We start from the raw sequence: 21,996 nt of genomic DNA, 5'->3' as shown, positions 1-21,996 counted from the left end.
ACGGCTGAAATACTGACGCTGCGTTCAGGCTTGTGCGGGAGATTGGCCGCGGTTTTGGGCTGTAGGGCCGCCGCCCTGCATTCAACGGATCAGGCGTCGAACGACGGCTACTTCTTCAATAGTATTCCCATCGTTCGCGCCATTCGCCTCACCGACCCCGCATGGCGGCCCAGTTCGGTGGCTATCTTCGATACGCCAACGCCCTGCCGGGCGAGCCTGACCAAGCGTCGGATTTCCTGCTCGGCCCATTGCTTTGGCTTCGGTGCTTTCATGGTACGGCGCTCAGAACCTGCCGACCACTTAACCAGCGCGCCTAGTCGCCAACACTTGGGAAATTTACGGGTAGCGCCCCACCACGAGGCACAGCGGCACGGCGGATTTGGCCCTCGCGAGAGGGCGCGTAAGCGGCGTCCCGAGTATCCAGGACAGCACCGCGCTTATCCATTGTCGTGCTTCCCTTCACCAACCTCAGTGGCGATCCGGGACAGGATTATTTCGCACACGGACGGCCTGACAACAGATCTCTCGCGAATTCAGGGCAGCTTCGTATCGCGCGCAACACGGCGTTCACCTACAAGGGCAAGTCGATAGATGCCCGCCAGATCGGGCGTGAACTCGGTGTCCGCTTCGCGCTCGAAGGTAGCGTGCAGCGCGTCGGCGATCAGGTTCGAGTCAATGCGCAGCTGATCGATACTGAAACTGGCGGCCATGTCTGGTCGGACCGCTTCGATCGTCTGCGGAGCAACTATCTGGAATTGCAAGATGACATAACCGGCCGGATCGCCCGCACTCTGGGATTGGAACTGGTTGTTCTAGCGGCCCGCAGCATCGAACTGGAGCACCAGACCAATCCTACCGCGTCGGACCTTGCTTTGCAGGGATGGGCTGCCGTGTACAAGCCGACCACGCCCGAGACGCGTGAGGAAGCTCGGCGCCTGTTTGAGCATGCGCTTGAGATTGATCCGCATACATTAAGGGCGATGACAGGACTTTCCCTGACACTAGCCAATCTGGTGATCAATGGACAATCCCCCGACCCGGCAGGAGATTTAAGTCGCGCCGACGAGCTCTCGCAGCAAGCAGTCGGGCTCGATCCGAATAATGCGGCCGCTCATGCGTTGCGCGCCCGGGCCCTGCAGGCACAGAGGCGGCAGAAAGAGGCCGCCGAGCAGTACAGGATCTCCCTGCAAATCAACGGCAATATAGCGACAACGACGCTTTTTCTTGGCGAGACGTTTGTCTTCACCGGGAAATCTCTTGACGCAATCCCGCTGTTCGATCGGGCCATTGAACTCAGTCCACGCGACCCGGGTCTTGGAACGTGGCAGTTTGAAATGGGGCGCGCGATGATCCTGCTCAGGCGCGATGATGAGGCGCTAACCTGGCTCAGCAGGTCGGTGGCGACGAATCCGAGACTGGCATATGGCCAACTTTACTACGCCGCGATCATGGCTATCAAAGACGACATAGCGGCTGCCCGCGCGGCACTCGCGGCGGCGGGTCGCCTGAATCCGAACTACACCAGTCTTGCGAAATTCCGGGCCACCGATCTGTCGGACGATCCTGCCTACGTGGAGCAGCGCGCTTACGTGGAAGGAGCGTTGCGCAAAGCGGGGCTACCGGAGCAGTGACTTCCGCATATGGCCCATCGCGTCCGTAGGCGCGGTGTAGCGGGATGTCAGTTCATAGGGGCAGACCGGAAGTTTGTAGCCGAGCGCCAGACGGTCGCTTTTGACCCATAGCGGGCGTCCATCGACTCCACCCGATATCCAGCTTGATCCTGATCAACATGCGATCCTTTCGCTAGAGCTAATGGAGACGTTGCGTAGCCCCCACTACGCGACCCCACCCAAAGCCGCTGGCTTCCCCAAGGGCTGGCGGCTTCCTTTTGTACGCATTTTTCCGGCCAGCCAAGAGAAGCACCCGCCTCCGGTTGACTACGTAGGTCCGCCCCTCGCCGATCTCGCTGGCGAGCGCGTCTTCTGCAGCGAGTTCAAGTATCGCAAGGGCATCGAGATTTTTGGCGAAGGGGGGCACGCCGACGAATACGTCTACCAGATTACTTCCGGAGCGGTGCGGACGTATAAGATGCTCCCAGATGGTCGCCACCAGATCAATGCGTTCCACCTCCAGGGTGACATGTTCGGATTTGAGAATGGCGTCGCGCACCGGTTTAGCGCTGACGCTCTCGTCGAAACCCACGTTCGCATCATAAAGCGAGGCAGCATCCTCGATGCCATGCAAAATCGAGTAGTCAGCACAAAAAACCTCATTTGCTTTGTTACGCAAAACCTGCAGCACGCGGAAGATCACATGCTTCTCCTGGGGCGGAAGACTTCCCTGGAGAGAGTTGCCGCCTTCCTTCTTGAAATGGATGAACGGCTAGCACATCCCGCGATGATGTTGCTGCCAATGAACCGCCGCGACATCGCCGACTATCTCGGCATCACCTTGGAAACCGTCTCCCGCGCGTTTTCCATACTTCGAGACGAAGCGCTGCTGCGCTTTGACGGAAACATTCAGCGGCGGATCGAATTGCTAGATCGTCATGCTCTCGCGGAGTTCGACGCCTGACTTCCGGTAGCGAAGCGGCGACACGCCTCATTGAGGTCCATTCAACGGGGCATAGCAGACCCGAGCTTACGTTGAGTCCTTCGCATTTTGACCCACCTCAGACGCTAGCAATTCATAGCCCGCAAAAAAGCCCCGGCGAGCCGGGGCTTTGGTTTGCACAGACTGGAGCGATCAGTATCTCGCCGCGATCGGAGCCCCGTAACCACCAAAGCGATAGTTGAACCGAACGGTGACCATGTCCACGTCCTGGCTGATCCGGTCGTTGAGTACCGCCGCAAGGCGCGGATCGACCACGGAGAAGGAGTTATTTGCGTGCCCCATCCACAGGTGGTCGTACTCAACACCGACCGACCAGTTGGGCGTGAAGCCATACTCAAAGCCGACACCCAAGGTACCGCCCCAGCGCGTATTATCTGCCGAGACCAGACCGATCCCGGTGGTGTTGTCGAATATAGTCAAGCGATTGCTGGTCACAGCCGCACCGCCCTTCACATAGAGCAGCGCCGAATTCCAAGCCCAACCGAGTTGCCCGGTGAACAGACCGATGGCGTCAGTCTTTGCCGTGGTTGAGAGCGTCGGATTGAACAGGCTCACCCGCGTGTTCTTGAGGTCGGCCCAATCGCCTTGGGCTTCCAATCCGAACACAAACTGACTGGTTTGCCAGCGATATCCAATTTGCCCGCCGACGACGCCTCCCGACCGATCACCGCACCCGCTCGCGACCGTTCCAAGGGCAGTTACGAAATCCACGCAACTGTGGCTTTGGCCCCAACCGCCGTTGGCACCGATGTAGAATCCCGTCCAGTCATAGATCGGCGCGACCACCGGGGGCGGCGCCTTGGTGTAGGGACGGGCCGCCAGATCAGCCGCCGACGCAGGGGCGGATAGACCCACGGCCATCATCCCGGCCGCGGCAATCAGAAGCTTTTTCATTACGAGAAATCTCCCCAGAAAGAAGTTCAAAAAAGGCACGACGCCCACCTGAGGAATCAACGCTATCCCGTTCGCCTGAAGGTTGATGTAGCTAAGCTGCAACACTCGGCGCAGATATCTAGCGGAAATTCTTTATATATATTAAGAACTTGCTGGGAACCAAATGCACGTCAACGTGCATATTACGGGACTGTAGATCGCGATCGGGGCTTCCGGTCGCCGTTCGACTGTTGCATGGAACCCCGGCGCGAACCGGTGTCACAAGCCTGTGGCATGACCATTGCGCAATGCAGGACGACTGGGATTTCAGCGCTCAGTTAGAGAATAAGCGCTGCCGGGACGCTTATTTCGAGCCCGGCGACGCTTCACTTCCTTTCGCTTGCGCCATCACTACGACGCATCTTGTTTCGACGAGCGGGGTATTCGGCGCATGACTTACGACACGGTAACAGTACATATGCTCCGCGACGTTCTAGACGACGTTCTTTCCAGTCCGTCATTCACTCGTCAGCAGCAGCGATCTGCGGTGGAAGTTGCCGAGCGCGTTCTCTTACTCGCTTCCCAAGGCGAGCGTGAACCGATCAGGATCAAACGACACCTGCTAAATGAGTTTTTGGCATCCGCTGCCAGCGAAGCCAACCGGGGCCGCCCCCTTCGCCTGATCGACGGTGAGCCTGCTAGGTGACCAAGTGCCGCTGGTAACGCCCAGCCGGTTCGATCGTGTCTGCCATGCCACCACTGCCGCTCATCGGAGCATTCCCTGCCCCTGGCAGGTCGGCTTATGGCCCTTAGCGACAGAAGTTCATGTCCGCTCGCATGTCGGCGACCGAGGCAAGAGCGGACTCGTTGTGCTCAACGTGAGGTTTGTCGCTCGTGACCCAGAACGGACCTCGCGCCGTTTTGGCTTAGGTGCGGACATCAAGAATTTTGCACCAGAATTGCGGTCGAACAATTCCAACGGGTTGCGCAGCGGCGTCGTTTGTTGGTGGGTTGCGTCGCCGCATCAATGCGTTACCACGATGAAATCCGTGTCTTTTCCGGTCTCATGGCTAAATCCGTTGTCGGAAATAATCAATGAAGAGGCCGGCGTCAGAAGTTTAGAGATCCTCTCAACCGTATCCTGAGGTATTTCGATGCGGTTGAGGACAGCGTTGGCCTGATCGGGCGACGGTACCGATAGGGCGGTTTGCTTCACGGGCGCCTCGCGCCCTTTCGTGGCACCCTCGATGCGAGGAAATTCGTCCGGAATCGACACGACGGTCCAGCGAATAGCCGTTCCCTCGTTCTGGAATTCCATTGCGGTAAACACGTGTGTTCCCAGCGGCTCCTCCGAATTTTCGATCTTGACCGGGACATCAAACAACGGCGTGAATCCCTGACGCACGAACAGCTTGCTCAACTTACGACTGACGAAGATGGAGATTGGGACGATTTTTTTTGGCGCGCTTGCAGCGGGAACCGAGCCCGGCACCTGGAGACTGGCGGCTTCCGGAGTCTCCGCGTTTGACACCAGTGATCCCTGCGTTGCTGCGGCTGTACCGATGCTCTTGGTTGCGACGGTGGCAGTCTGGAATTCCGACGAAGCGGACGAGGCTTTCGCTTGAAAAAGATGCGGATTGGTTATCTCGACCGGCTGGACATCACCGTGCGCAATGATCACGCGCGTGCCGCGCTTCGTGAGATGCCAGAGTCGAACGGCAAAATCACTCTTCAAACGGATGCAGCCGTGTGACGCCGGATGCCCAGGCACGACACCGGCGTGCAACGCTATCCCTGACCAGGTGATGCGTTGCATGTAGGGCATGGGTGCGGCGCTATAAATATTTGAACGGTGCCATCGTTGTTTGCTGATAACGCTGAACACGCCGAGGGGCGTAGGATGCCCCTCCATTCCCGTGGACACCGAAGAGCGTGCAATCAGGGCGCCGTTGTCAAAAAGCGAGACTCGTTGGTCTGCTATTGAGATGATGATCTGGAGCGGGCCCTTCGGAAGGGGCTCGGGCGCGGTTTCAGAGTTTGTCTGCCGGTGGTGGTGCTTGTGAGCGTATTGGCCCGGCCAGAACGTGTGTTGGGGTTCAAACAGAAATTGAGCGTGTACGATCCCCGCAGGGAGCATGAAGATGGCGAATACAGCCGTTGTTATCGCGCGCTGCATTGCTCGTAATCCCTGAGCGAACATCGCCCGGTCCAATAGGCACGATTCCATCGTTTCGAAACGATGCGCGAAGCCGACGCCTGATGCGTCATCCCGACCAGCGCGCCAAGCCTCTCCTTCAAATCTGGTCGCAGTGGGTCGAAAATAGGACCGTACTCACAATTACGGTGGGAGTTGCCGTTGAGACGGGCGCAATTGCTTGTGATCGGCGCGTTGCAATCGGGCAACATGTTTTGGAGAAATTGACGAGCGGCCGTTTGCGCCATTGCGCGACCCACATTGATCCCAAGAATGAGCCTCTTCGCATGCTTGGCTTTTCTACACGGCTCCGGCGGAGCCTATGGAGGCGACGGCATCATGAACCCGCGGCGATTTGCGATAGTGGCGCCAACGTTTTGCGGGACGGTCGTTCTCGCGGGGGGGATCGTTGGCTGGCTGGCTGGCTTCGGTTCGGCCGGCACCGAGAACGCCCGCGCAGTGCCAATCGAGGACCGCGCAGCATCTCTCGCCGCCACCGCTCGGCTCGCGGATGAACCGCAGGCAATCGCAATGGCCAACGCCGTTGTCGCGAACGCCACTGTCGCTAGCGCCGAAGTGGCGACGGCCGCCGAACCCGCGGCAGGGACGACCACCGACACGACGGCGGTATCGGATAAGCCGGAATCGATCGTCGCGTTGCCCGATCCGTCGCAGATGCTGTCGGCCGATTTACCGCCTGTGCAGGAATCGGTGGGCTTGGGCCACCGTGATGTCGCCCAACCGGCGCCGACAAGGTGTGGTGCATCCGGCGGTTCCTCCAACTCGGGGCCGCAGGATTTTCGGTATCTCATTTGTTATGTCTGGTCCGAACTGCCGCCTGCCGAGAAGCCGGCTGCGATCGTCTTGCGTTCGTTCAAGGACATCCCGGTCGGAACGCCGGTGGAAGAGATCAAACGCGCGTCCGACGCTTTCGGTCTGGATTTCACTTTCATGAAGGCGGTGGCTAAGGTCGAGTCCGGTTTCGACCCCAAGCAACGCACCGGGTCGTATATCGGACTGTTCCAGCTGAGCAAATACGAGTTCGGCAAATTCGGCTCCGGAGACATTCTCAATCCCCGCGATAATGCCGTTGCGGCAGCCTACAAGGTCATCATCGAAGGCATTCTGTTTCAGTGGGTGACGCACAGGGAGCCGGACTTGAACGATCTCTACCTGATCCATCAGCAGGGCTGGGAGGGCGCCGCGGAGCACCTCAGCCAACCCAATCGCATAGCCTGGAAATCGATGTGCGCCACCAGCGAAGGCAGGGAGAAGGGCGAAAAATGGTGCAGGCGCGCGATCTGGCGCAATACGCTTCCGGCCGTCAAAGAGGCGTGGAAATCGGTGGAGAAGCTAACGTCGGAGGCGTTCGTCGGAATGTGGCGCGAGCGGGTTGCTCATTTCTATTCGAAATACATGACCACCGCCACCGCCGATGCCGAGCGGGCGCACCAGTAAATTTCCGTTGAGTGTTTGGCAGGAGTTGCCGCACCCGCGGGCCGAGCGGGGCCTCACCGCCGCTGGTCGCGCGGATGCACTTTACGTCGTCAACGACGCGCTCGGGTCGTTCCTGCTGCGCGCTAGCGAGGTGATCGATCAGGTGCCGATGTCTGCTTGCGCTTCGCACGCGGCGATATGAGGGACCACATCGTTTCCCACAAAAACGACCACGGAGCTTCGTATGGGCGCTACGGAGCATTGCAGTGGTGGAGCTGGCTAAAATCAGCTTTTGCGAGATTTTCGGCGTCGTTCAGCTTTCGACTTTTGCAACACTATCGGCCCTTCGGCGACAAGCAGATCTCGCCTTGTGTCCGCTTTGCGCCCAAGAGCGGCCCTCCCTTCTGGCCCATCGCTGACGTGCGACCCAAATGTTTTCAGATCCGCTAAACGCATCAAAAGGGACGTCGGCCATCGACCGACTTCTTTCATAACATCTCACTTGCGAATCCGCTCGTGGACGCGAAGCGGACATCTGGCGAGATAGTCGACAACGGCTAAGGACCAGAAGGCGAAGCCTGATTGATCTTGGGCAGGCGCATCAGGGAAGCCGTATTGACGCATTGATCCTCCGCCGTGGACTTGCGCAGTGTAGTTGTCGTGGGCGACAATGACGTAATCCGACGGGTACCAGGCTATGGTCCCTGCAACCCACTACGCCAAGAGCGGCGACGTTCACATCGCCTACCAAGTCGTTGGTGATGGGCCCATCGACTTGGTGCTGGTTCATGGCTGGATTTCTCATCTTGAGTACCAATGGGAAGATCCCGCATTAGCCAGGTTCCTCAACCGTTTGGCCTCTTTCAGTCGCCTCATCGTCTTTGACAAGCGCGGCACGGGCCTGTCGGACCGCGTCGCGGAGAGCGCGCTGCCCACCCTCGAAATGCGGATGGATGATATCCGCGCGGTCATGGACGCAGCAGGTTCAAATCGCGCCGTCATCTTCGGCATCTCTGAGGGGGGGCCGCTTTCGACGCTGTTTGCCGCGACCTATCCCGGGCGCACCGCCGCACTGATCATGTATGGCGCTTACGCCAAGTGGATTCGCACCGACGACTATCCGTGGGGCCCCACACGTGAGCAGCACGAAGCCGCCTTCAATGCTTACGAAAAGCATTGGGGAACACCGATCGGCCTCAAGACGCTGGCCCCCAGTGCTGCCAATGACGAACGGGTGCGTCAATGGTGGGCCCAGTTCATGCGCATAGCCGCCAGCCCAGGCGCCGGCATCACGCTCTATCGGATGAATGTCGAGGTCGACATTCGCGCGATCCTTCCGACGATCAGGGTGCCTACCTTGATCCTCCACAGGAGAGGCGATCGATTGCAGCCTTGCGAGGGCGCTCGCTACATGGCCGGGCAGATCCCGGGTGCAAAGTTCGTCGAGCTGCCCGGCGACGATCACATGCTCTGGATCGGCGATGCCGATTCGCTGCTTGCAGAGATCCAAGAATTTCTGACGGGCGAAACTCCGATGTTGGAGGCGGACCGCGTTCTCGCAACGGTCCTCTTCATTGATGTTGTCCAGTCGACCCAGCGCGCCACGGAGATCGGAGACTCACGTTGGCGCGACCTGGTCGACAACTATCATCAGCTCGTTAGCAAGGAAGTCGCGCGTCTCGGCGGTCGCGTCGTGAACACTGCCGGCGATGGTGTGTTCGCAACCTTCGACGGCCCGGCGCGCGCGATCTAATGCGCGCGCGCGGTCAGGGACGTGGTTGGCAGTTTGGGGTTGGCGATCCGCTGCGGTATTCATACTGGCGAGTGCGTAATTGAAGGCGACGACGTGGCTGGCATCGCTGTGCACATCGGTGCGCGCGTGGCAGCCCGCGCTGATCCTGGCGAGATACTTCTTTCCAGCACCGTGAAGGACCTGATCGCTGGCTCAAGAGTGGAATGCTCGGACCGGGGTTCTCATACTCTCAAGGGCGTCCCCGGCCGCTGGCGGCTTTTCGCAGTTCAAGAATGTGCACGTTAGGCCTTGTCGGTTGCGGAAAGCACCTGCTTCGGGTCAACAAGCGACTTGGCCGGATGGCGGGTCCTCGCGCAAAGCGGACATTCGGTCGAACCGGCAGTTCGCAAAAGAGTGGGTCCTATCATCCGCTTGCTGACAAATTTTCGGCAAAGCGACCACGAAACATGAGCAATTTGCGGACTGACGCACCGCGGCAAGGTGCCGCTATCCGATCAGAAGCGCTGCGAAAAAGTTGATCCGCGCGAGTCTGGTTTCGGCCGATCGTTCGGATAAGCTTGCAACAATTGCGGAAAGATCAAAAAGCTTCTTGGGAGGAAATGATGCTCGACACCACGCTTAACGCGCGCATCCAGGCCTTTCTCGACAAATTCGAAGCGGCGCTTGTGGCGGGCGACCTGGACGCCGCCGTAGCGATGTTCGCACCCGAGTGCTACTGGCGCGACCTCGTTGCCTTCACCTGGAACATCAAGACCATGGAAGGTCGCGATCAGATCCGCGAGATGCTCAACTCCTGCTTGGCACAAGCAAAGCCACGCAATTGGAAAATAGCCGACGCGGAAAGCGCTACTGAAGCCGACGGCGTAATCGAATGCTGGATCACGTTCGAGACCGAGGTCGCGCGCGGCTACGGTCTAGTCCGTCTCCAGAACGGCCAGATCTGGACGCTTTTGACGACGATGGTCGAACTGAAAGGTCACGAGGAAAAGGCGGGCTTCACCCGGCCGCTTGGTGCCCGCCATGGCGTCAATCCCGGCGCCAAAACATGGAAGGAATTGCGGGACGAGGAAACCGAGCAGCTCGGCCTTAAGACGCAGCCGTACGTGCTCATCATCGGCGGCGGTCAGGGTGGCATCGCACTCGGCGCGCGGTTGCGCCAGCTCGGCGTGCCCACCATCATCGTCGAGAAGAACGCCCGTCCCGGCGACTCCTGGCGCAACCGCTACAAGTCGCTCTGCCTGCATGATCCGGTCTGGTACGATCATTTGCCGTACATCGACTTTCCGAAGAACTGGCCGGTGTTTTCGCCCAAGGACAAGATCGGCGACTGGCTGGAGATGTACACCAAGGTCATGGAGCTGAACTACTGGACCGGCACCACGGCCAAACACGCTGACTGGGACGACGCCAAAAAGGAATGGACGGTTGTCGTCGAGCGCGATGGCAAGGAGATTACGCTCAAGCCGAAGCAGCTGGTTTTCGCGACCGGCATGTCCGCCAAGCCGAACATGCCGCAATTCAAGGGTATGGACACCTTCAAGGGTGAACAGCACCATTCCTCGCGCCACCCAGGTCCCGATCGCTACAAGGGCAAGAAGGTCGTCGTGATCGGCTCGAACAATTCGGCACATGACATCTGCGCCGCGCTGTACGAGGCCGGCGTCGACGTGACCATGGTGCAGCGCTCGACCACCCATATCGTGCGCTCGGATTCGCTGATGGCATCCATCGCGGACCTCTATTCAGAGCGCGCGGTCCGCGGTGGAATGACGACAGCCAAGGCCGATCTGATCTTCGCTTCGCTGCCCTACAAGATCCTGCATCAGTTGCAGAAGCCGGTTTATGACAAGATCCGCCAGGATGACGCCGATTTCTATGCAGGGTTGACGAGAGCCGGTTTTCGGCTCGACTTCGGCGACGACGATTCCGGTCTGTTCATGAAGTACTTGCGTCGCGGCTCGGGCTACTACATCGACGTTGGCGCCTCGCAGCTCATCATCGACGGAAAGGTCAAGTTGGTCGCAGGCCAGGTCGAGGAAATCACGCCCAATGGTGTCAGACTCTACGACGGGAAGGAGCTGCCCGCCGATGTGATCGTCTACGCCACCGGCTACAGTTCGATGAACGGCTTTGTCGCCGACCTGATCAGCCGGGACATGGCCGACAAGGTCGGCAAGGTCTGGGGACTAGGCTCGAATACCACCAAGGATCCCGGCCCATGGGAAGGCGAACAGCGCAACATGTGGAAGCCGACGCAGCAGGAAGGGTTATGGTTCCACGGCGGTAACCTGCACCAGTCGCGTCACTACTCGCAATTCCTGTCCCTACAGTTGAAAGCTCGCTATGAGGGCGTTCCGACCCCGGTCTATGGCCTGCAGCCCGTTCATCACAAGGCATAAAGCTTCGTAGCACATGGTTGGGTTCGCGGTTTGGCGTGGCCCATTGCCGCATGGGCCTGACAAGCTCGTGCGGACCCCGCATCGAAGACCCACTGGTCCGCTGCGCCAGCTTTAGCGCCTGTGTCGCGTCGACCGGTTGAGCCGGCAATGCAAGGCGGAGATCAAGATAGATTTCGGCCCGGTGTCTAGTTTGAGGTCGGTCTATGGCCGACTTCTTCCATAACAACTGATGTGCGCATTGTGGCTTATCTCGCCTTGTTTGCTTTGCGGGCTCCGGTGGTCCGAAAACCCAATTGTCACATAAAGATCGGATGGGTGAAGGCGCGGCTGTTTCTGTCGATACTCGGCTCGCAGCCGGCTTCTTTCGCTTTGCGTGTTCTACTTCCGAAGGCCTTTTGCGCCCGTCTGAAGGCCGGTATCGTTGCTGCGAAAGCCGTGTCCCTTAGGTCCCGGCAGCAGTCGCGGGGGAATAGATGCAAAAGAACGGCGCGGCGATCGTCTTCAGCGCAGGCGACTTGGTCGGGCACCTGAATTGTCGTTACCTCACGTACCTCGATCTCAAGGTCGCGCAAGGCGAGCTGGCGAGGCCAAGGGTCCGCGATGACCCAACTCTCGATGCGCTGACAGAGCGCGGCAAGATCCACGAGCGGGGCTTCGTCGACCATCTTGCCGAGCAGGGCGGCTCCGTCGCTAGGCGATGGTCCGCGGCGACGCAGTGATCGTCCAAGCGGCATTACAGGATGGACATTGGAGTGGTCGCGCCGATGTGCTGCGTCGGGTCGAGATACCAAGCGGCTTGGGCGCTTGGTCTTCCGTTGTGGAAGACAAGAAACAAGCGCTCGACCTCGTCGACAGAGTTCTGTCCAAAAACCCGGCAAGCGCGAGTGCCCATAGGACCAAGGGAGCCATTCTTCTATTTGGACACCCTGAGGAGGCAATGGCTGAATACGATGCAGCGCTCGAAATCGATCCAAATAATCCAGCTGTCTACGCTGCTAAAACAATTACACTTATCGTAACCGGGCGGGCGCGCGAAGCCTTCTCGCCGCTCCAGTTGGCTCACTGCTATGTCTGTTTTGGCCACTGCGCACGAGTTGCGGAGGCACGTTGTTCTATACGAACTCAAGGCGCGGGATTGAGACGCGTAGCCTTATTGGCGCGCTCCCGAACCTAGCTTGGGGAGTGCTTGAGGGTGTGCATGAGGCTCGGGGGGTATGAAGTGTCAGGTGCTATTGAGCTGATCGTGGAGGGTTACGTTTCCCTCAGAGACCAAGCCGCTCTTGATGAGCTTCGGACACAGCGCCGCAAACTTATCGCAGATTTCAATTCATGTACCGGGATCGACTGCACGAGCACTATTCGACAGATCGAGGAAGACATTGTCGTGATTGAGGCTGGGCTGGCGCGGTTGGATGGCGCAGCGACGAGATCGCCAACCAGTTGTTCCCGTTCAGCCCGCCGCCTTAACTTCCTTCTCCGCTCCACGCATCACAATCTTGAGCGCGCCATCCGGCAACGGCCGCTGTAACGCCTTCGCTCATCCCACGGCGCGCGCATCCAGACATCACGCTGCTCGTCTGCGCCGTCAGGATCACGGCATTGTCTTTGAATGAGACCGGCTCCAATCACGAAAACATTCGGCCTGGTCGACAGGAACCATAGACAAGGTGTGGTCCGGGGATTGGCTGCGTGTCTAAGTCGGGACGTAATGCCTCATACCCAAAATGATCCCGGCTCCTCTGAGGACTCATTTAGCCATAACAGAGCTTGTCGCGGCTCTAGAAACAAGACGCGTTCTTCCCTGGCCGATGCTAAATCACCGCTAGAAAGATAGAGGACGAAGCCTCTGCGATTGTCATGCAGTAACGCTTCTCTGGCGTGGCTCTCTGAGAGGGATTGAGTATCGATGAACGGAATAATTCGAGAGGAAATAAGCTGCACTTAAAGATCTTCCTATTGTGAACAAACACGTTGTTTCTCTGCGTTCGCTTTGCCCTTTGTCCGCGCGGTGACGAAATGAATTCCGACCTGAGATCCATCGACCCAAATCAGTTCGCATCGCCGAAATGCCAGACCTGTGGTGGATAGAACGAGGAAAAATTCTTGTGCCTTTAGAGGATCGGTTGAGCCTTCAACCTCAAGTTTGGCACCGCTTTCAGACGCGTCGAGAAGATGACACCTTCGCTGCCATGTCCCATCGGCTCCCATGATCCTAACGATATGTTTGTGGTCAAACCGAACGCGATTTGTCTTTCGATTATTTCCAATCATCTGAAATTCCAATGCTTCAATCAACTTTTCAGAATAGATGCGTCCCTGCGCGCGGCTCCAAGGCGCATATCGATCATCGCAGAATGAGCAAGTAGCGCCTTTCTGACCTCTTCATCCAAATTGGTCTGCCCGACGATCAGCCGGATGCAAGTATTCGCGAGTTCAAGAAGAAAAATGGCCTGGCGGGCGTCATCTGCTGTCTTAATTTTTAGAGCTTCAACCTGCGACAACAGAGCGGCGACGTTCGCTAAAACGTCGGGCAGTCTCTGGTCTGAGGGACTTGTCCCAGATTTCAATTTGCGAGGCCGCTGAAATCTAAGGACCGAAGACATTGTCGTAAATCTCTTTTGCGGTCGGCAATTACTGCCGCAATGACGTTGCTTTGTCGAAAGCGATCAAAAAAACGATGAAAAAAATATAGCTTCACGCGAGACAACGGTCGAACAGACCAACTCCGACTAGAGTTGCCGTGATAATCACGGCTGCCCGATACGCAGTAGAAATCCGTGTTTTAGTTTCACGCCTAAGTGGTTAACGAAAGTTTATCAGGTTGCGCGCGGTCGGTATTGAAGTATCCAAGTTGCAGAAAATAAGTGATCGAATTTCGGCAAGCATCGATTTACCGGATCATCCGGCACTACGCAGGCGCGGGGCATAGCAGTTGACCACGCGGTAGGGCGCGAGGATGGCGCTTGGTCGGGGGTGATGCTGACGCACTCGACCTACATCAATCCCTTATCGGTAACGCGCAAGCGGCGGACGTAATAGCCTTGGCTCTGAACGGCCAGCCTGATCTCGGCGCTGACTTTGAAAACTCTTTTTCTGCTCTTGCGCCACTTATGTGCAGAGTAAAGCACGGGTACGGCAGAGCCTGTACTTAGAACGAGCAAGTCGCGCTTGTCATTGCGATAGACATCAAACACCTTTTGTCCCCCGCTAATCTTATTGAATGAAATATGTTTTGGTCGTCTCAATCGACGAGCTTAGTATCTCAAATGACTTGGGGTTGTAAATGTGCAACTGTTAGCCGCGAATCATTGCCGGATCGAAGCGCTGGGCCTGATGAAGTGGCAAAGTCTACGGTGCTATCCCACCTTGAGCGCGCTGGATCAGCCCTATGGCGATCCCGGTGCGAAGCGCGAAGGTGCCGAATTGGCGCTGCGCATGCAGCGTTGCGGTGTTTCGCGGTGGCATCCCGATCCCGTTGCCGCCTGCGAAGCCACCGAGGCAGGCCGCGAAGTGAAGTGAGGGCTCTTACGTCACACCCCTTATCGTGACGCGAATGACCTTAACGAACAGATCGAAGCTCGGAATAAGAAGCAGGCCGTATCCGCAGAATGCTAAAAGCAAGAAGCACGTAAGTGCCAACCGATGCTTGACGTCATTCCGGAAAAAAGTCTCTATGAGGATCGACCGGAGCAGGCCTTCAAACTTACTCTTTGCTAGATTCCAGTTCCCGACATCGGGATTGTTCCGTCCTGTCGCAGCATCGACGAAGCTGTCAAATTCCGCGTCATCATATTTCCCATGCAACGTGCGGTGACCTTCGTGTCTGATAACCCCGTTTAGATCGATGTAATTGTCCACGGTGAAATGAACCAGCGCTCGCTCCACGTAATCAAACTGATCGGTGCCGACCCGGAAAATATAAGGTCGCCGCAATCGGTAAAGGATGTTTGCTGAACCCAAAATAATTAGGCCAAAGTATATCAGCTTCAGTCGCCCGGACGCCGTGAGGCTAAGCACCGACAGTTGATGTTCGCTTGCAAGATCATTGAACGATATGTGCTGGGAAACACCGTCGTTGAATAAAACTAGATAGCCAACGACGGGTACGGCCATCGCGCATTTCGCGATCCACCCATCCAAGAACCGAACCCAACGAGACCACCCAAGGTTATAGTGAAAGGTGGACCACTCCGTTCTCCAGTAGTCTATCCCGATCATGGATCGAGGCCCGACGCAGGAAGATCGCGACCGCGATCATAAACCGCTTTCCAAAGCGGCTCGGGATGCAGCGCGGAATCGCCCTTTGCGTCGGCAAGTATCTTAGCCACGGCGAAAGCAAAATCGCTGCCGTAGGGGGGGCTCTCGACGAATAGCTCTATAACCCGTCAGGGACTCTGACGTCGGAGCTGCCATGGCCAACCCGAGCCGCCTGCTTATGTTTGCCGCGAGTTGGTTTGCTTTGGCTGGAAGCATGCCGCCTTCGTCGCGCAGTATCTGAGAGATCATTCGTTCAGCCTTGTCAGCGTCAATTCGAATTTCCGCCATTGGGGGCTCGTTTTCCATTTGTGCGAATCAGAGTGGTCACGCTGGCACAATGCGGGGTGGCAACCGTAGCCCCCGGACCGCACGCTGCATAGCCTGGATGCCGGCCCAATAGATATTGATCGCGTCGATCTCCTCGACCTCGACGAACGCCACACACCAACTCTCCGCCTTTTCCTTGATCTCCTTCGCGAGTTCTTCGCGTGCCGCGGCATCGAGCTTTTTCGAGTCGTCGATCCCGACTATCCGCGTGCCAGGTTTCAGGATCACGGCGCCAGCGGAGACCGGCCCGGCGAGAGGGCTCATTCCGGCCTCGTCCACACCTGCCACGGCAGCATGGCCACTTTCCCAGAGGGAGGTCTCGAAGCGGAGCATCTTGCGGAGCCGCTGCCCTTCGGACCTATTCTCGAAGCGGCGTTTATCGATTGAAGCCAAGATCGCCCGCGCTCCCGCGCGGGTGTCTGCCCGCAAGATCTGCTCGACACTTGGCTTCAAGCGGTCTTTTCTCCACGACATAGCGCTGACGCAACACATCGAGTGAATACTGGGACATCGCGGCCTTCGTGGAGACTGACTGTCGGGGTCGTGTCAGTGAACTTTGTGGCGATTGTCTGAAATAGCTGTCCTGTCTCTTCTGTATGCAATGGCCTTTCGGAAGGAACCGGCCGGCTCCCATTTGAGGTCCGATTCTGCGCTGCCCCCCACATCGCGTCCGCCGACCTCAGAGGGAACCAACTGGTGTCTTCATCCCTTTAGAAAGAGCGGAACCTCGATCCCCCTGCGCAACGACATCTCACCGTGCCGATTTCGGTACCTTCAGGACCAGACATGCTCGTATGGGCTGGTATCGGCTGGGAGCAACGAGGGCTCAGTGCGGCCACGCTGAGCCAAGGATGATCGAGCAGAAGTTCTGACGGACGTAGTTCATGTCCTTCAGCGCGAGGACGTCGGCCTTCACGTTTCCGAACGTCGTCAGCGGCTTCTTGATAATTCCATTGGCGAAGTGATCGATGATGTTCTCCTTGAAATTTGCCTCACGCGGATGATGGACGCAGACATGGTCGCGCTGTTCATGCGTGAAGTCGTGATAGGCGATGCCGAGCACGTCCATCTCCACACCGGCGGTCACCAGCGCGATGGTCGGGCGCATGTGCTCGGGGATTCCGGGCGTGGTGTGGAGCGCGATGGCAGTCCAGACGTCCTCGATGTCACGCTCGGGCACGCCGTAGCTTTTCATGAATTTGCGGGCGGCATTGGCGCCGTCGACCTCGAAGCGCAGATCGGGGCTCGAATATTTCTCGGTGAGGCCCAGGTCGTGGAACATGGCGCCGAGGTAAAGCAGCTCCGGGTCGTATTTCAGCCCGCGGCGCTCGCCGGTGAGCGCGCCCCACAGGAAGACACGCCGACTATGGTTGTAGAGCAGGTCGTCTTCGGTATCGCGCACGAGCTGCGTGGCTGCGCGCGCGATGGCGCTGTCAGGCACGCGAATGCCGGCGATGATTTCGGACATGGAGTAATCTCCTCGGTTGGATAACGGGCTGGTTGCTTGTCGGGATTAGGCAACAGAGCTCTGCTCCGGACAACAAGCGGGATGCTACGGATCAGGACAGCCGTACGTCGTTTCCTGACAAAGGGCCGCTCGGAGCTTCAGGGCAGTAGGAGCCCGCAGTTTCGTCCTCGGATAGCTCGCGAACTATTGCGGTTCTGCTCGTCGGAAGCTGGCGCGATATTGGACAGGGGTCACGCCGAGACGGGTGCTGAAGACAATCCTCATCCGATCCGCAGATCCGAAGCCGCAATCGAAGGCAATGGCCTTCAGCGGTCGGTCGCTTGCTTCCAGCATCATGCGCGCGGCATCAATACGGGCGCGCTCGATGAACTCGTGCGGTGTGGTCCCGGTCACCTGCCCGAAATGCCGGGCCAGATTCCGGGGGCTCATGCCGACCACAGCGGCAAGCGACTCCAACGTGTGGCGATCCCCAATATTGGCCATGACATGGTCCTGGATGCGTGCGATTGGCGATTCCGGATCCGCAGGTGCCGTGAGGTAGGGACTGAACTGCGATTGTCCGCCCTGGCGCTGGGCAACTACAACCAGCCGCTTGGCGACCTTGAGCGCCGTTTCCGCGCCGTGCCGCTGCCCGACGAGCGCCAAGCCCAAATCTATCCCCGCAGTCACACCAGCCGCGGTGATCAACCGTCCATCGCGGACATAGATCAGATCCGGTTCGACTTTGGCCTTCGGAAACCTGGCCGCCAGCGCCTGTGCATCCTGCCAATGGGTGGTGACACGCCGATCGTCGAGGAGGCCGGCATAACCGAGCACAAAAGCCCCAGTGCAGATCGATCCATAGACGCTGGAGCGCCACGGTAGCTCCTTGACCCACTGAAGCAGGCACGGTTCGGGCTCCGCTTCCGGTGGCGTCGGAGTGCCGGCCACCAGAACGATGTCGAAGCCGCCCGCCGCCTCATCGAAAGTCAGGTCGGCGACCATGCGTATGCCGTTCGACGCGCGCAGCGGATTGCGGTGAGCAGCAACCAATACCGTTTCGTAGCGATACGCGCTGCCGAGAAACGTGTTCGCCTCGCTGAACACATCCATCGGCCCCGCCACGTCCAGGGCCTGGACCCCCTCACAGACGACGATCGCGACAGCCTGTACCGGCACCTGTTACAGCCTCTCCACTCGGAGCCTTATTATGCAGGTAGTCCGGCCCCCGCAAAAGGCCTGGGGCGATCCGAGAGGCAACAGAACGAACATCCGTGCATCCGGGATAAACCAGGGGCTATGGACCTCTATTGGTCGATTTTGCTCTCCCACCGGCCAATCAAGAGGCCCATGGAGGTCCAAAAAGATCGTCACGGCAACAGGCGAATTTGTCGCGCCATTATTGTGATCCCGGCGCCTTGTCCGGCGTCGTCAATGGCTCGTCCTTGGAATCCACAACGAAGACCGCCAGTAAGCTGGCGGACTCCTTGTCACTCGCGTTCTCACTGACCCTGTGATGCGAACCGGGCATTTCGTAAAAGCTTTCGCCTGCGTGATAGATCTTCGCGGGTTCGTCGCCGACTTGACTACGGATGGCCCCCGACAGCACGTAGGCGTAGATAAAAGCTGACGCTGCGTGGTGATGAGCGAGCGATTTGGCTCCGGGAGGATAAGTCACCGTCACAGCAACCAGCCTCTTTCCTTCGACATTCGGCAGTGTGTGCGCGAAGGCGACTTTCACCTGCTCCCGGTCCTGCGCGATCGCCGGGGAGGCTCCCAGGGCGATCGCTGCTGCTATCAGCGGGACGGCGGCCGTTCGCAGTGCTCTTCTCGCTGCTTTTGCCGACATACCTCGAGGGTCTGATACAGCACCAATCCGATAGGCAAATCCACTGATCGACATCATCGCACATCCTCTTCTAACGAGTTCACGCAACTGCTTGAAACCAGGACTCAGAGCCGAACCGATGGTCATGGTGAAGCTTCCGATGAGAAGCCATTGCCTCCGCCATCACCTTCGGCCTGATGTGCTGCTGCCGCTGAGCAGCACCGACAACAGAGAGCCCGGCGATCATGAACCCCTTCGCCAAGGGTTAACCAGATTGGGGAGGCCAGCGAGTCGGCGCTGGTAACTTGCGCGCGATCGGGCTTGAGCTCCTGGAGCACCGGATAGGTCCTAGTCATGATTGTGAGTCTTGTGCTGGGAATCCGGGAAGGGAGAAGCAGTGATCAGGTCGCAGGCGTTGGGACTCTTGAACCCCGGGATGAAACGCTCGCAAACGGCGGCGTTGACGGTGCCGTACGTGGTCGCTGGCTTGTGCGCAAAACCGGCGAAATACTCCTGAATGAAGCCTTCTCTGAAATTCGTGCGCGGGTACTTGGCGACGATTTCCTCGCGCAGCTCCGCAGGAAATTGCTCGAACCCCACTCCAATGACATCGAGAAGAACACCGGAATTGAGGAGCGCTACTTCAGGACCCATATACTTCGGGATGCCGGGAGTGGTGTGCAGCGCGATTGCTTCCCAGACGGTCTGCATCTGATCTTCAGCGATGTTATGGGTGCTAAGAAACTGCCGTGCGGCATTTGCGCCATCGACCTCGAAGCGCTCGTCTGGGCTCGAGAACTTCTTGATCAGGCCGAGATCGTGAAATGCGGCGGCGACGTACAGAAGCTCACGGTCGAAGCGCAGATTCCTCTGACGACCCTGCTCAGTCGCGAACAGGTAGACGCGGATCGAGTGATTGAACAGCAGATCGGTGGAATGTTCGCGCAGGATGTCTGTCGCCTCTTTCGCGAGCAAGGAATCGGGAATGACGAGAGCCTGGGCGAGATTTCGGGCTGTCATTGTTGCGTCCTTTCTAGGATTACTGTGGGGCTTGGCTGCGCATTGCGCGGGAGCGCAACTGCGACGTTATCCTGATCAACTCGCTCCGACGTCGAGCACGATCTTTCCTTTCGGCTGAGGCCGCACGCGTTCCAGCATCAAATGAGCCTCGCGCGCATCCGCGAGCGGTAAGACTGTCCCCACGTTTGTTCGTAGTTTTCCACCATCGATGAAGCGAGCGACCTTGGTCAGAAATTCGCTCCTGACGTTGACCAGAAAGAAGGCGGCTTCAACACCGTAGCGCTTTGCAAGGTCCTGACCCGGGCGAGACACTGCCGAAATCAGCTTGCCGCCGCGACGAAGGACCTGGAATGAGCGTTCTTGAGTTTCGCCGCCGACCAGATCAATAACAGCGTCCGCGTCCTGTACTTCTTTCTCAAAGCGCTGGGTCCGGCAATCAATCACGGTGTTTGCGCCGAGGTCGCGCACGGCGGAAATATCCTCCGTCGATACGGATGCGATGGTTTGCACACCTGCCTGACGAGCCAGTTGAACCGCATAGGATCCTACGTTACCGGCCGCTCCCTGAATGACCACCGTTTGACCTGCTTTGAGTTGGGCGTGATCAAACAATGCCTGCCATGCGGTGACGGCAACGACAGGAACGGAGGCGGCTTCGACGTGGGTTAGCGAGGTTGGCTTAGTCGAAACCATCCCTGCGGAAGCGACAGCGTATTCGGCGTAGGCCCCGACAAACTGCGGGTTCGTAACACCGTACACCTGATCTCCCACAGCTAACTCGGCAACGTCATGGCCCATGGCGACGATTTCACCAGAAAGATCTGAACCCAAAGTGAGAGGAAGCGGTTGCGGCAAAGCGCTCTTGCCAGCCCTGATCCAGCCATCCCATGGTCCGACTCCAGCGGCTTTGACTTTGACCAGGACCTCGCCAGCGCCTGGCTCGGGCCGTGGAACGCGCTCGAACTTCATGATCTCTGGTGGCCCGAACTCGCGAACGCGCCAGGCCATCATTGTTGAAAGAGTTCGCTCTTCAGTAGCGTCACGAATCATGCTGCTCGGAATCATCTGAAACTCCTGGTGCTTAGCTGGCTTGTCCGCATGTGGCCACGGGGCGCTGCTTTGAACAACAAACCCGATCCTACGGATCAGGACAGCCGCACGTCGTTTCCTGACAAGATCGGCGCGAACGGGCGCTCTTATCGGGTGCTATCGAGGGCCCTGACAAAGCGACTTGCAGAACCCAACCTTTAGAAGGTCAGGATCTCAAGGCCATGTCAGACTTTCTGTGCCGCGGAGATCTGCTGCAACTTCCGTTGTGAGCAATCTCTGGCCGCGTCGACATAGGGATCAGGCCGAAGCGAGAGTCGTGGGCACGCTCCCACGCTGGCATGTGGTCAGATCGGCAAGTCGTGCTGCGACTCTGCGTCGGCGACCGTCTGCAGCGAGGCAAGCGAGATTCCGGGCAGCCTAGATGCCGACCAGCCCATTTGGCGCGGCAGCTCGAGGTCGACTTTCTGGGCAAATAGGTCGTGCAGGGTTTGGAAAGCGCTGCAACCGGTCTCCGGGCTGATTTAACAGGATCGCAGACCCGGGGTTTGCACCACTGTAGCTGAGCTGATTGGAGGTGGCTCGACGCCAGAATTCATTAGTTTGAATGTACGTGCGTAAGGCTCCAGCGTTCATTCCTCGCCACTGGCACGATCCGAATGATTCCCGAGCAAGTGCGAAGAAGTTGAAGCCAGAGCCATCGAGCAGCACCTCTCGTAACAGCACCACCGTCATCTCCGCTCGCACGCCGACATCACCTTGACGGACTCATCGGTTGAACGAGTGAGGGTCGTTCGCGCC

General features: G+C 58.3%; 20 protein-coding genes. 8 read left to right on the top strand and 12 right to left on the bottom strand.

Features of this window, described 5'->3' with window-relative positions:
- The first annotated feature begins 449 nt into the window (after nt 1–449).
- Together BJA_RS39060 and BJA_RS39055 are read left to right on the top strand one after the other, a co-directional pair.
- Nucleotides 450–1,631, top strand: a complete 1,182-nt coding sequence (locus BJA_RS39060; protein ID WP_011090424.1) for a tetratricopeptide repeat protein — start codon at nt 450–452, stop codon at nt 1,629–1,631.
- Nucleotides 1,632–1,812: 181 nt separating this feature from the next.
- Nucleotides 1,813–2,574 carry a helix-turn-helix domain-containing protein gene (locus BJA_RS39055; RefSeq protein WP_011090423.1) on the top strand — a complete coding sequence of 254 codons (762 nt, stop codon included), beginning with the start codon at nt 1,813–1,815 and terminating at the stop codon, nt 2,572–2,574.
- Between the two features lie 171 nt (nt 2,575–2,745).
- Here the strand turns inward: BJA_RS39055 and BJA_RS39050 are convergent, their stop codons facing one another.
- Together BJA_RS39050 and BJA_RS39045 are read right to left on the bottom strand one after the other, a co-directional pair.
- Nucleotides 2,746–3,507 carry an outer membrane protein gene (locus BJA_RS39050; protein ID WP_028176054.1) on the bottom strand — a complete coding sequence of 254 codons (762 nt, stop codon included), beginning with the start codon at nt 3,505–3,507 and terminating at the stop codon, nt 2,746–2,748.
- Between the two features lie 1,003 nt (nt 3,508–4,510).
- A complete protein-coding gene (locus BJA_RS39045; protein WP_038967830.1) occupies nt 4,511–5,662 on the bottom strand; it encodes a L,D-transpeptidase in 1,152 nt (383 codons plus the stop codon).
- Nucleotides 5,663–5,953: 291 nt separating this feature from the next.
- Between BJA_RS39045 and BJA_RS39040 the strand changes: the two genes are divergently transcribed.
- The 5 genes from BJA_RS39040 to BJA_RS39025 all read left to right on the top strand — a co-directional run bounded on the left by BJA_RS39040 (nt 5,954) and on the right by BJA_RS39025 (nt 11,988).
- The gene (locus BJA_RS39040; protein WP_011090420.1) at nt 5,954–7,138 is read left to right on the top strand and encodes a transglycosylase SLT domain-containing protein; all 1,185 of its coding nucleotides are present in this window, start codon (nt 5,954–5,956) and stop codon (nt 7,136–7,138) included.
- A gap of 676 nt (nt 7,139–7,814) precedes the next feature.
- Entirely contained in the window at nt 7,815–8,870 is a 1,056-nt protein-coding gene (locus BJA_RS39035; RefSeq protein ID WP_011090419.1) for an alpha/beta fold hydrolase, read from the top strand.
- Nucleotides 8,871–8,891: 21 nt separating this feature from the next.
- Nucleotides 8,892–9,155, top strand: coding sequence for an adenylate/guanylate cyclase domain-containing protein (locus BJA_RS43390; protein ID WP_011090418.1), 264 nt, complete (start codon nt 8,892–8,894; stop codon nt 9,153–9,155).
- A 317-nt stretch (nt 9,156–9,472) separates the two neighbouring features.
- Complete coding sequence (locus tag BJA_RS39030) at nt 9,473–11,269, top strand: NAD(P)/FAD-dependent oxidoreductase (RefSeq protein ID WP_028176058.1); 1,797 nt, start codon at nt 9,473–9,475, stop codon at nt 11,267–11,269.
- Between the two features lie 473 nt (nt 11,270–11,742).
- On the top strand, nt 11,743–11,988 hold the full coding sequence (locus BJA_RS39025) for a hypothetical protein (protein WP_039184876.1): 246 nt from the start codon (nt 11,743–11,745) through the stop codon (nt 11,986–11,988).
- Between the two features lie 1,234 nt (nt 11,989–13,222).
- Here BJA_RS39025 and BJA_RS39020 read toward each other — a convergent pair.
- The 3 genes from BJA_RS39020 to BJA_RS39010 all read right to left on the bottom strand — a co-directional run bounded on the left by BJA_RS39020 (nt 13,223) and on the right by BJA_RS39010 (nt 14,463).
- Nucleotides 13,223–13,540: a PilZ domain-containing protein gene (locus BJA_RS39020; RefSeq protein WP_011090412.1), complete on the bottom strand. Its 318-nt coding sequence runs from the start codon at nt 13,538–13,540 to the stop codon at nt 13,223–13,225.
- Between the two features lie 20 nt (nt 13,541–13,560).
- Nucleotides 13,561–13,770, bottom strand: coding sequence for a hypothetical protein (locus BJA_RS39015; protein WP_162185855.1), 210 nt, complete (start codon nt 13,768–13,770; stop codon nt 13,561–13,563).
- Nucleotides 13,771–14,262: 492 nt separating this feature from the next.
- A complete protein-coding gene (locus BJA_RS39010; protein ID WP_011090410.1) occupies nt 14,263–14,463 on the bottom strand; it encodes a hypothetical protein in 201 nt (66 codons plus the stop codon).
- A gap of 172 nt (nt 14,464–14,635) precedes the next feature.
- Here BJA_RS39010 and BJA_RS39005 point away from each other — a divergent pair, with 172 nt between their 5' ends.
- Nucleotides 14,636–14,788: a hypothetical protein gene (locus BJA_RS39005; RefSeq protein WP_162185854.1), complete on the top strand. Its 153-nt coding sequence runs from the start codon at nt 14,636–14,638 to the stop codon at nt 14,786–14,788.
- Nucleotides 14,789–14,794: 6 nt separating this feature from the next.
- Here the strand turns inward: BJA_RS39005 and BJA_RS39000 are convergent, their stop codons facing one another.
- From BJA_RS39000 to BJA_RS38970, 7 genes are all read right to left on the bottom strand, one after another.
- On the bottom strand, nt 14,795–15,382 hold the full coding sequence (locus BJA_RS39000; RefSeq protein ID WP_162494162.1) for a hypothetical protein: 588 nt from the start codon (nt 15,380–15,382) through the stop codon (nt 14,795–14,797).
- Between the two features lie 468 nt (nt 15,383–15,850).
- Nucleotides 15,851–16,306, bottom strand: coding sequence for a ribonuclease HII (locus tag BJA_RS38995; protein WP_370140771.1), 456 nt, complete (start codon nt 16,304–16,306; stop codon nt 15,851–15,853).
- Between the two features lie 373 nt (nt 16,307–16,679).
- Entirely contained in the window at nt 16,680–17,321 is a 642-nt protein-coding gene (locus tag BJA_RS38990; protein ID WP_011090406.1) for an HD domain-containing protein, read from the bottom strand.
- 183 nt (nt 17,322–17,504) lie between these two features.
- On the bottom strand, nt 17,505–18,479 hold the full coding sequence (locus BJA_RS38985; protein WP_011090405.1) for a GlxA family transcriptional regulator: 975 nt from the start codon (nt 18,477–18,479) through the stop codon (nt 17,505–17,507).
- A 220-nt stretch (nt 18,480–18,699) separates the two neighbouring features.
- Nucleotides 18,700–19,122, bottom strand: a complete 423-nt coding sequence (locus BJA_RS38980; protein ID WP_038967833.1) for a cupin domain-containing protein — start codon at nt 19,120–19,122, stop codon at nt 18,700–18,702.
- 354 nt (nt 19,123–19,476) lie between these two features.
- Complete coding sequence (locus BJA_RS38975) at nt 19,477–20,148, bottom strand: HD domain-containing protein (RefSeq protein ID WP_011090403.1); 672 nt, start codon at nt 20,146–20,148, stop codon at nt 19,477–19,479.
- 75 nt (nt 20,149–20,223) lie between these two features.
- Nucleotides 20,224–21,213, bottom strand: a complete 990-nt coding sequence (locus BJA_RS38970; RefSeq protein WP_011090402.1) for an NADP-dependent oxidoreductase — start codon at nt 21,211–21,213, stop codon at nt 20,224–20,226.
- Nucleotides 21,214–21,996: the final 783 nt, after the last annotated feature.

Source organism: Bradyrhizobium diazoefficiens USDA 110 (assembly GCF_000011365.1).
Taxonomy (GTDB): Bacteria; Pseudomonadota; Alphaproteobacteria; order Rhizobiales; family Xanthobacteraceae; genus Bradyrhizobium; species Bradyrhizobium diazoefficiens.
The sequence above is the reverse complement of the archived record's forward strand: the minus strand, read 5'-3'. Positions and strand labels throughout refer to the sequence as shown.